8 protein-coding genes and 1 tRNA gene are annotated in these 10,413 nt (G+C 46.9%); 7 read left to right on the top strand and 2 right to left on the bottom strand.

The features are described 5' to 3' along the window. Window positions 1-62: 62 nt before the first annotated feature. Window positions 63-134, top strand: a tRNA-Gln gene (locus IV64_RS09175). Window positions 135-310: 176 nt separating this feature from the next. Here IV64_RS09175 and pnuC read toward each other — a convergent pair. Further along, window positions 311-1,129 carry a nicotinamide riboside transporter PnuC gene (gene pnuC, locus IV64_RS09170; protein WP_057706945.1) on the bottom strand — a complete coding sequence of 273 codons (819 nt, stop codon included), beginning with the start codon at window positions 1,127-1,129 and terminating at the stop codon, window positions 311-313. A 381-nt stretch (window positions 1,130-1,510) separates the two neighbouring features. Here pnuC and proC point away from each other — a divergent pair, with 381 nt between their 5' ends. From proC to IV64_RS09155, 3 genes are all read left to right on the top strand, one after another. After that, window positions 1,511-2,302, top strand: a complete 792-nt coding sequence (proC, locus tag IV64_RS09165) for a pyrroline-5-carboxylate reductase (RefSeq protein WP_057706944.1) — start codon at window positions 1,511-1,513, stop codon at window positions 2,300-2,302. Between the two features lie 80 nt (window positions 2,303-2,382). Beyond that, entirely contained in the window at window positions 2,383-3,519 is a 1,137-nt protein-coding gene (nagA, locus tag IV64_RS09160; RefSeq protein ID WP_057706943.1) for an N-acetylglucosamine-6-phosphate deacetylase, read from the top strand. A gap of 23 nt (window positions 3,520-3,542) precedes the next feature. Then, window positions 3,543-4,244: a GntR family transcriptional regulator gene (locus IV64_RS09155; protein WP_057706942.1), complete on the top strand. Its 702-nt coding sequence runs from the start codon at window positions 3,543-3,545 to the stop codon at window positions 4,242-4,244. Between the two features lie 65 nt (window positions 4,245-4,309). Here IV64_RS09155 and IV64_RS09150 read toward each other — a convergent pair whose 3' ends face one another. After that, window positions 4,310-5,044 (bottom strand): WecB/TagA/CpsF family glycosyltransferase, encoded by a 735-nt coding sequence (locus tag IV64_RS09150; RefSeq protein ID WP_057706941.1) that lies wholly within the window; start codon window positions 5,042-5,044, stop codon window positions 4,310-4,312. A gap of 156 nt (window positions 5,045-5,200) precedes the next feature. Here IV64_RS09150 and IV64_RS09145 point away from each other — a divergent pair, with 156 nt between their 5' ends. The 3 genes from IV64_RS09145 (at window position 5,201) to IV64_RS09135 (ending at window position 10,400) form a co-directional block, all read left to right on the top strand. Further along, complete coding sequence (locus IV64_RS09145; RefSeq protein WP_057706940.1) at window positions 5,201-6,667, top strand: nicotinate phosphoribosyltransferase; 1,467 nt, start codon at window positions 5,201-5,203, stop codon at window positions 6,665-6,667. Window positions 6,668-6,680: 13 nt separating this feature from the next. Next, entirely contained in the window at window positions 6,681-7,508 is an 828-nt protein-coding gene (gene nadE / locus IV64_RS09140) for an ammonia-dependent NAD(+) synthetase (RefSeq protein ID WP_057706939.1), read from the top strand. 237 nt (window positions 7,509-7,745) lie between these two features. Further along, a complete protein-coding gene (locus IV64_RS09135; protein WP_057706938.1) occupies window positions 7,746-10,400 on the top strand; it encodes a cation-translocating P-type ATPase in 2,655 nt (884 codons plus the stop codon). The last annotated feature ends 13 nt before the right edge of the window (window positions 10,401-10,413 follow it).

The following is a 10,413-nucleotide window of genomic DNA, read 5'->3' as shown; positions in this document are numbered from 1 at the left end:
CGGACTGTAAATCCGCTCCTTCGGGTTCGGTGGTTCGAATCCACTCCCCTCCATTTCATTTTTGGGCTATAGCCAAGTGGTAAGGCAACGGGTTTTGATCCCGTGATGCGCTGGTTCGAACCCAGCTAGCCCAATTAATACCAAAGCGGCTAACGACTATCATGATGATAGTCGTTTTTTTGTGTATAAAAATCCATATTTTTTGACGGATGCCGTATGTTCAATCGGTCAAATAAAACCCACGTGCAGCAGTTTGCCACGTGGGTTACTTTTTTAAGGTGAAATAACGGGCCCCGTTCCAGTTGTATTCCTAACTAGTGGTCGTTGTACGCTTTTGCCCGTAGAACCACAGGTAAGCGCCGTAAAGCCCGTTTGCCAGCATGACAAGTTGGAGGGCAAACATTGACGCGGAAGCGGGACTAAAGCCCTTTAGCTGGTTAAACCAAATGATGACGTTGATCACATCAAGGGTGATCCAAGCGTACCATTGCGAACGGTAACCGTAGACCATCAATACCATGCCAACGATGCCTAGTGGAAGTAAGGTGGCGTCTAAGTACACTTGGGTACCGTTCAAACGTTTACTGAAATATAGCACGACCATGTAAATAATAACGGTTGTAACGAGCCAGCAAAAGCCAGCCAGCTTACTAAAGCTACGCGAGGCCAATTCATGGGTATCCGCTTGTTCACTGATTTTGCGGTGCCAGACGGCGATACCTACGAATTGCATGATGAGATAGAAGGATTGCGCAGCGATATCCCCAATTAAGCGGTTATTAATGGCAATAACTAGCCAGACGGCACAACCTAAAATGCCCCAGCTATAATTAGTCAGACGACCCTGATCGACTAAAATGAGATTTAAAACCACGGCTAGGCCAGTAATGAGGCCAATCCAGCCGTTAAAACTATAATCTTTTCCTAAAACGAAACCAATGATGTTTGCCAGTAGCATTAAGCTCATCATGACCTTGGTAGAGGAGCGGAGGGTCCGTAGCTCGGTCACATTGCGTTTTAAGTCAAAAACCGCGCAAATGGCAGCAGGGAGACTAGCTAGATCGCTTTTAAATCGGGAAGCTAGTTGTTGCAAATTCGGACTTGAATCTTGGTTGGCGCTATTATTCATAATAAAAAAACTCCTTTTTTGTTTTTAGACAGCCGTGTTCGGATGCAACGCTGTTGGAACGGGTCGTTATTAGTATGTAGGGTATACGTGCGGGTAGTCATTGTCAACGTTAGCCACAATGCTTACTAAGTGGATATAAATATATTTATTCTACGGGGTTGGTCCTTGAAAGTTACTACAGTTGCTAGTGATTGGACCGATAGCTAAGCTTAAGGCTTATTTTATAGTGAGAAAAATTATTTAATTGTTTTTTAGTCGTGGCGCTAGTTTGATTTTGGTTTGCAAGTCAGATAAATTCACTGAACGTTTGGCGTTGTCACTTAGGATAGTGTAAATTAGAGGTAACAAAACCTATATTCTACTTTAAGGGAGCAATTGCTTATGAAGATTGGATTTATCGGCGCCGGCAACATGGGGCGTGCCATTATTGATGGTTGGTTGAAGATGAAAGCCGTCGCACCAGCAGATATTTACGTGCACAGTGCGCACGCGTCTAGTTATGAACCTTACGCGAAGGTCAACGGGTTAAACGCCATGGAATCGAACTTGGCCGTGGCTAACGCCGCTGACGTGGTTGTCTTGGCAATTAAGCCCAACATTGCCTTGGACACTTTAAAAGCGGTTCAACCAGCCCTGACAGCTGGTAAATGGGTCATCACAATGGTCTCTGGCCTCAGCCTTGCCGACTACGCAACGGTTGCCCCCGATGTTCCCGTGTTACGCATCATGCCCAACGTTAACGTGGCCATCGGTGCTGGGATGACCGCCCTCATTGGCAACGCAGCGTTGTCCGCTGACCAGTACGCCGCCGGGAAAAAATTGTTTGACGCAATTGGGGAGACCAGCGAAGTTGCTGAAAAAGATTTCAGTACCTTCTCTGCCTTGGCTGGAAGCTCGCCCGCTTACGTTTACTTCTTTATTGATGCGATGGCGCGTGCCGGGGTCAAACACGGTCTAAGCAAAGCCGCTGCGACCAAGATTGCGGCTCAAGCGACCTTAGGCAGTGCCGAAATGGTACTCAAATCGGATAAAATTCCGTTTGACCTGATCGATCAAGTTTCTTCTCCAGGTGGAACGACCGTTGCAGGGTTATTAGCCATGGAAGAAGCCGGTTTTATGACGTCTGTCGTCAAAGGAATCGACGCGACGATTGCCAAAGAACTCGGTGAATAAGAAATAACTTGGTGCTAGCAGTTGCATGTTTGGTCTATACCGATTATAATTAAACCAGTAAATCCAAGGAGGAATTGTACATGAGCAAAGTGTTAAAACATGCCATCATCTATACCGGTCTAGAAAAGATCGATGACGGCTACATTCGTTTTGGTAAGGAAATTGAAGCGGTTGGTCCAATGGATGACTACGTTGCCCAACCCGACGACGACATTGAATTTGTCAGTGGCAAGACGATTGTACCGGGCTTTATTGATGTTCATAGCCATGGTGGTTATAGTTTTGATTCAATGGATGGAAATCCAGCTGAAATTAACGAAATGGTCAACGATATGGTGGCCCGTGAAGGGATTACTTCATACTTCTGTACGACAATGACCCAATCCAACGAAAACTTAAATCACTCGATGGAAGGGATCAACAAGGCGGCCCAAGAAAACCCTGTTATTCAAGGGGTTCATTTGGAAGGCCCATTCATTTCAGCAACCTTTAAGGGTGCTCAACCTGAAAAGTACATCAAAAATCCTAACGTGGAATTACTGGACAACTGGAATAAGTTATCTGGTGGTCGCGTTAAGTTAATTACTTACGCACCAGAAGATCCTGGCTCGCGTGATTTTGAAAAGTACTGTCTTGAAAATGGCATCGTACCTTCAGTTGGTCATAGTAATGCGACCCGTGAACAATTATTAGCAAGTAAAGCAACTCACGTCACGCATTTATATAATGCCCAACGTGAATTCAAGCACCGCGAACCCGGTGTCACTGGCCACGCCATGCTTGAAAACAACATGTACTGTGAATTGATCTGTGACGGTTTCCATATCGTTCCTGACATGATCAAATTGGCTTACGAACAAAAAGGTGCCGATCGGATTGAGTTAGTAACAGACTCAATGCGTGCGAAGGGTGAACCAGATGGTGTCAGTGAACTTGGCGGTCAAAAAGTGATCGTTAAGGATGGCCAAGCACGGCTTGAAGCTGGTAACTTAGCGGGTTCTGTGTTAACTTATATTAACGCCTTCAAGAACGTTCAACGATTCACTGGTTGTGGAATTGCAGAAGCCGTTAAGATGTCTTCTGTCAACCAAGCACGTGAATTCGGTTTGACTCAAAAAGGTAGCTTGGAAGCGGGTAAAGACGCTGATATCAACGTCTTAGACGCAAACCAAGACTTAGTCGCAACTTATAGCTACGGCCAAAAAGCAACTAAATAAATTAGAAGTAAGGGATGAGTACCATGAGTTCGCCAATCTATATTCAAATTCACAACCAAATTAAGCAAGCCATCGAAGCCGGAAGGTGGGCCGTTGGTGATCGGATTCCGTCTGAACGGGAGCTGGCGAGTCAATTTGATGTCAGTCGAATGACACTTCGCCAAGCGATTCAGACCTTGGTTGATGAAGGAATCTTAGAACGGCGAGTTGGTGCCGGGACGTTTGTGGCCAATCAAAAGGTCCAAGAAAAGATGTCCGGTGTCACCAGCTTCACTGATCTGATGCTGGCTCAGGGCAAGGTGCCATCTAGTAAAACGATTTCGTACCACGTGACGAGTCCTTCATTATCCGAAAGTGAAAAGCTTGCGTTGAAACCTAACGAACAAGTTTTACGGATGGAACGGATTCGCTACGGTGACGATGTGCCGATTTGTTTTGAAGTGGCAACCGTACCCGAACGGCTCGTTAAACAGTTTACGAAGGATGAAATCACGAGTTCGTTATACCGGACATTGGAAGAAAAAGCTGGGTTTGTTCCCGGTAAAGCCCAACAAACGGTATCCGCCATGTCAGCATCGGAACGGATTGCGGAGTTCTTGTCCGTTCGTCGCGGTGATGCGTTGTTGCGGCTACGACAGATTTCTTATTTGCAGACTGGGGAACCGTTCGAATATGTGCGTACTCAGTACGTGGGGAATCGGTTTGAATTTTACCTCGAAAAATAAACATTTAAATGCTAAAACGACCTTGATTCGTTAAAGAATCAGGGTCGTTTTTTAGTGAATACGGACTAATGTTTTTGTTTGGCGATCTTCTTCACCAGGTGTAAGTAGCGGGGCAAAACTAACATTCGTTTGAAACGGCTCGGTTCTTGAATCAACCGGTAGAGCCACTCAATATGATGCTTTTGCCAAAATTGCGGGGCCCGCTTGACGGCACCGGCGATCACGTCAAAACTGCCGCCGACCCCCATCCAGAGGGCGTCGTAGCGTTGTCGATATTTAGCGATGAAGATTTCCTGCTTAGGAAAACCAGTCGCAACGAACACCATTTCGGGTTTAGCCGCGACGATTTGGGCGGCAACCGCCGCTTCGTCATCAAAGTAGCCGTCACACGCCCCGACAATTTCAATGCCAGGATAGTCGCGTTGGACAGTGGCCGTGACTTGTTTTAGGACGGCTGGTTTAGCGCCTAGCAAAAAGATGCGCCGGTGCGTTTGACCACCCCATTTAAGTAGTTCTAAGAGCGTATCATAACCAGTGATACGCTCGGGGAGCGGGGTGCCCAGAATTTGGGCGCCCTGAATGACGCCAATCCCATCTGGAGCAATGTAATCAGCCTGGCGCAAGACCTGCTGATAATCTGGGTGTTCGCGCGCGTACATCAAAATCTCAGGGTTGGCCGTCACAACGAAGCGGTTCGCGTGGTGGTTAATGTCTTGTTGAAGCTGATGAACAAAGGCGGTGTTAGTCGTATTAATAAACGGAACGTTCAAAATTGAAACCGTGTCAAAAGGGGCTGACATAAGCGACCTCACTTTCTAATCATAATTAAAGTATAGGTAAATCATAGATTTCTGCAACTTTTTCTGGTGCTTACATTCATTACTATTATAAAAAATGCTAAAATAGGCTTATCTTACTGTAAACATCTTTACAATGACGAAATGGAGAAAAAACTCATGACGCAAATCTATCCGGATGATAGTTTAACCTTGCATACGGATGCTTATCAGATCAACATGATCCAGACCTATTGGGAAGAGGGAATTCACAACAAGCACGCGGTGTTTGAAGTCTTCTTTCGCAAGATGCCCTTCCAAAATGGGTATGCGATTTTTGCTGGCCTGGAACGGGTAGTTAATTATATCAATAATTTACATTTTACGGATACGGATATTGCCTACCTTCGCGATACCGGTAACTATTCTGACGGTTTTTTGGATTACTTAAAGAACTTTGAGTTTGATGCGACGATTCGTTCAGCCCGTGAAGGGGACTTAGTCTTTAACAATGAGCCCTTACTACAAGTTGAAGGGCCACTGGCAACCTGTCAGCTAATCGAAACGGCGTTACTAAATATTATTAATTACCAAACCTTGATTGCCACTAAGGCGGCTCGCATCAAGTCGGTCGTTGGTGAAGACGGCTTACTGGAATTCGGGACCCGGCGTGCGCAAGAATTTGACGCCGCAATTTGGGGGACCCGAGCAGCGTATATCGGCGGCTTTGATGCGACGAGTAACGTCCGCGCTGGTAAGATTTTCGGTATTCCGATTAGTGGGACCCACGCCCACGCGTTAGTTCAGACTTATCGGGATGATTATTTGGCATTTAAGGCTTACGCGGAAACCCACCACGACTGCGTTTTCTTAGTGGATACTTACGATACGTTGCGCAGTGGGGTACCAAGTGCGATTAAAGTTGCTAAGGAAATGGGCGACAAGATCAACTTCCAAGGGGTGCGGATCGACAGTGGTGACATGGCTTACTTGTCCAAACGGGTTCGTGAACAATTGGATGAAGCGGGTTTCCCCGATGCGAAGATTTACGCTTCCAACGACTTAGATGAAAAGACGATTCAAAACTTGAAAATGCAAGGCGCCAAGATTAGTGTTTGGGGTATTGGGACCAAGCTGATTACGGCGTTTGATCAACCCGCATTAGGCGCCGTTTATAAAATGGTATCGATTGAAGATGATCATCATAAGATGGTCGACACAATCAAACTATCGAACAACGCCGAAAAGGTTTCAACACCTGGGCAAAAACAAATTTGGCGGATTACGAAGCGGGCCGACGGTAAATCAGAAGGGGATTACATTACCCTGTATGACGAGGACCCCCGGAACGAAGATGCCATCTACATGTTCCACCCAAGTTACACTTATATTAATAAAACGGTCAGCGATTTTGACGCGCGGCCGGTACTAATTCCAATCTATGATCATGGTAAACAGGTCTACGATTTACCGAGCCTCGACGCGATTAAGCAGTACGCTTATGAGAGTCTCGACTCGCTGTGGGATGAGTACAAACGGGACTTGAATCCACAGGATTATCCCGTCGACCTATCACAAAAATTATATGATCATAAAATGAACATTATCAATTCTGTTCGCGGTTGGGTGAACAAAATCGATTATTAGGAGGAACTGGCCGATGCGACCATTACAAACAGAAATTATTGAAGCTTTACACGTTGCGCCAAGCATTGATCCCGAAACAGAAATTCGGCGCAGTGTTGATTTTTTGAAAGCGTATTTGAAGAAGAATACCTTTTTAAAGACGTACGTATTGGGCATTTCGGGCGGGCAAGATTCCACCTTAGCTGGTAAGTTAACACAAATGGCGATTGATGAAATGCGGACCGAAACTGGGGATGCACAGTATCAGTTCATCGCGGTTCGTTTACCATACGGCAACCAGGCCGATGAGTCGGATGCAATGGAAGCCATTAAATTTATGAACGCCGATGTGACTGACCGGGTTGATATCAAAGCGCCAACTGATGCCATGGTACAGGCACTCGAAGCCAACGACTTAACGATTCATGATTTTAACAAGGGCAATATCAAAGCCCGGCAACGGATGATCGTTCAGTACGGAATCGCGGGTGAGATGCACGGCGCCGTTGTGGGGACCGATCATGCGGCGGAAGCTGTGACCGGTTTTTACACGAAATATGGTGACGGTGGGGCCGATATTGTGCCACTATGGCGGCTTAACAAGCGCCAGGGCAAGCAAATGTTAGCCTTCCTAAATGCACCTAAGCACCTTTACGAAAAAGTGCCAACGGCGGACCTAGAAGAAGATCGTCCCGCTTTGCCGGATGAAGTCGCACTTGGTGTGCACTACGACGACATCGATGACTACTTGGAAGGCAAAACGATCGCTGATGACGCTGCTGAAAAGATCGAAGCGTGGTACCTTAAAACGGCACATAAGCGGCATGCCGCCATCAACATTTACGATAACTTTTGGAAATAGACCCAAAGGATTATTAGTAGACAGTTCAATATGAATCCGTTATACTAACGTTACAATCATAAGGGAGTAACTAGCGGAGTTAAATTCGCGGCAATATCGTCAGCAAGAAGCCAATCCGGTATTGTCTTAAATAGTGAGACTTATGTATGTTCACACATTTTGCGTGCATACATGGGTCTCATTTTCTATATCCAGACCATTTAGAAAATGAGATTCAGATGCCAGGAGGGATTTATTATGAGTAAACAACCTAAGTACCAACAGCCGTTATCGGCCATTTACGCCGAACTTAAAACGGATGAGCAAGGTTTACAACAGGCCGACGCCAAGCAGCGGTTGGAGCAGTACGGAAAAAACGCACTGAACCAGCAGAAAACGACTTCGATGCTACAAAAATTCTTGGCGCAGTTCAAGGATTTCATGATCATCGTGTTGCTAGTCGCCGCCTTAGTCGCTGCCTTTAGTGGTGAAGTCGTCGACGCTGTCATTATTTTACTAGTGGTTGTCTTAAACGCCGTGTTTGGTGTCTTTCAAGAATCTAAAGCTGAAGAAGCCATCAACGCCCTTAAGGAGATGGCCGCTCCGGATGCGACCGTTTTACGGGATGGTCAGTTACAAACCGTCAAGAGTGATGAACTCGTCCCTGGTGACGTGGTTACGCTTGAAGCCGGTGACATTGTGCCCGCAGACCTACGTTTGATTGAAAGTGCGTCACTTAAGGTTGAGGAATCCGCCTTGACCGGTGAATCCGTGCCGGTTGAAAAGAACGCCGCTACGCTTGAAGCCGGCGACCTTCCCATCGGTGACCGCCTAAACATGGCCTACATGAATAGCAACGTGACCTATGGCCGGGCGACCGGGATCGTGGTTGCGACCGGGATGCAGACCGAAGTTGGTCGGATTGCCGGGATGATCGAAGCTGCTGATGAAACGACGACGCCATTACAAGCGAACTTGACCCAATTAGGAAAGTCATTGACCATTTTGATTTTGGTCATCGCAGCCATCGTCTTTGGTATCGGAATGTTGCGTGGCACTGAGAACTTGATCGATATGTTACTAACGGCAATTTCATTAGCCGTTGCTGCTATTCCAGAAGGGTTGCCAGCTATCGTGACGATCACGTTAGCGCTAGGAACACAACGAATGGCCAAGCGCCACGCGTTAGTCCGAAAGTTGCCCGCCGTTGAAACGTTGGGGAGTACTGACATTATCGCGTCGGATAAGACTGGGACCTTAACGCAAAATAAAATGACCGTTGAAAAACTCGTCTTAAACCAAAAGTTAGTGGACGCGCGGACAACGGAATTACCAGTTGATAGTCACTTAGCCCAAGTTATGATTTTAAGTAACGATACGAAAATTATGGCGGACGGTTTAGCCGGTGATCCTACCGAAACGGCGCTGATTCAATATAATTTAGATCAGGGCTACCCGGTTGACCAACTATTGACCGATAAACCCCGGGTCAATGAAGTGCCATTTGACTCCGAACGAAAACTAATGTCGACGGTTCACCCGTTAACGGACGGCCAGTTCTTAGTTGCCGTTAAGGGTGCGCCCGACGAGTTACTGAAACGAGTCACCCAGGTCGAAACTGATGGCGACGTTAGCCTATTAACGCAGCCAATTCGGGACCAAATTTTAGCGACGAACCATGAATTAGCGACCCAGGCGTTACGGGTCTTAGCGTTTGCATACAAGGTTATCGATGAGGTTCCCGCCACGGTTGATTCTGAAACCATGGAAAATGATTTAGTCTTTGCCGGGATGGTCGGAATGATTGATCCGGAACGTCCGGAAGTTGAACAAGCCGTAACGGATGCGAAGTCAGCGGGAATTCGTCCGTTGATGATTACCGGTGACCACCGTGATACGGCCGAAGCCATTGCGGCCCGGTTAGGGATCATCGAACCTGGTGATGACGCCGCCGTGATTACCGGTGCCGAATTAGACGCTTTAACCGACGCCCAGTTTGATAAGCAAGTTAGCCAATATTCCGTTTACGCTCGGGTTGCGCCTGAACATAAGGTTCGAATCGTGAACGCATGGCAAAAACGTGGGAAAGTCGTTGCTATGACCGGTGATGGTGTGAACGACGCGCCAGCACTGAAAGCTGCCGATATTGGTATCGGGATGGGCATTACCGGGACCGAAGTTTCTAAAGGGGCCAGTGACATGGTCTTAGCTGACGATAACTTTGCGACCATCGTGGTGGCCGTTGAAGAAGGTCGGAAGGTCTTTGCTAACATTCAAAAAGCAATTCAATACTTGCTGTCTGCTAACTTAGGGGAAGTTTTGACCCTGTTCATGATGACGATGCTTGGTTGGCAAATTTTAGCACCAGTGCATATCTTGTGGATCAACTTAGTTACCGACACCTTGCCAGCCATCGCGCTGGGGGTTGAACCGACCGAAAAGAACATTATGAAACACCAGCCACGGGGCCGGAATTCAAACTTCTTCTCGGGTGGCGTCTTCAGCAGTATTATTTACCAAGGCCTACTTGAAGGTGGGATCACGTTACTTGTTTACTGGTTAGCCTTAACTTACCCAGTGCATGCCAGTGCTTCAATGGCGCACGCCGACGCGTTAACGATGGCCTTTGCAACCTTAGGCTTGATTCAGTTATTCCACGCGTTTAACTCGAAGTCGATTCACGAATCCTTGTTTACGGTTGGGCTCTTTAGAAACAAGTTCTTCAACTGGGCAATTTTAATTGCGTTTGCCATGTTAGCAATGACGATCATGGTGCCAGGCTTGAACGGCTTGTTCCACGTCACTAACCTGGATGCTTACCAATGGGGAATTGTGGCAGTGGCTTCCTTATCCATGGTTGTTATCGTGGAAATTGTTAAATTCTTCCAACGTCGTCACATGCGTCGCGCATAAGTGGCCGGTTACT

Origin of the sequence: Lactiplantibacillus xiangfangensis (assembly GCF_001438845.1) — a bacterium.
GTDB classification, from domain to species: domain Bacteria; phylum Bacillota; class Bacilli; order Lactobacillales; family Lactobacillaceae; genus Lactiplantibacillus; species Lactiplantibacillus xiangfangensis.
The sequence above is the reverse complement of the archived record's forward strand: the minus strand, read 5'-3'. Positions and strand labels throughout refer to the sequence as shown.

Excerpts from the sequence above, each read along its gene's own strand:
- IV64_RS09135 (WP_057706938.1), top strand. The coding sequence starts at position 7,746 with ATGAGTAAACAACCTAAGTACCAACAGCCGTTATCGGCCATTTACGCC.
- IV64_RS09155 (WP_057706942.1), top strand. The coding sequence starts at position 3,543 with ATGAGTTCGCCAATCTATATTCAAATTCACAACCAAATTAAGCAAGCC.
- IV64_RS09150 (WP_057706941.1), bottom strand. The coding sequence starts at position 5,044 with ATGTCAGCCCCTTTTGACACGGTTTCAATTTTGAACGTTCCGTTTATT.
- nagA (WP_057706943.1), top strand. The coding sequence starts at position 2,383 with ATGAGCAAAGTGTTAAAACATGCCATCATCTATACCGGTCTAGAAAAG.
- pnuC (WP_057706945.1), bottom strand. The coding sequence starts at position 1,129 with ATGAATAATAGCGCCAACCAAGATTCAAGTCCGAATTTGCAACAACTA.
- nadE (WP_057706939.1), top strand. The coding sequence starts at position 6,681 with ATGCGACCATTACAAACAGAAATTATTGAAGCTTTACACGTTGCGCCA.
- IV64_RS09145 (WP_057706940.1), top strand. The coding sequence starts at position 5,201 with ATGACGCAAATCTATCCGGATGATAGTTTAACCTTGCATACGGATGCT.
- proC (WP_057706944.1), top strand. The coding sequence starts at position 1,511 with ATGAAGATTGGATTTATCGGCGCCGGCAACATGGGGCGTGCCATTATT.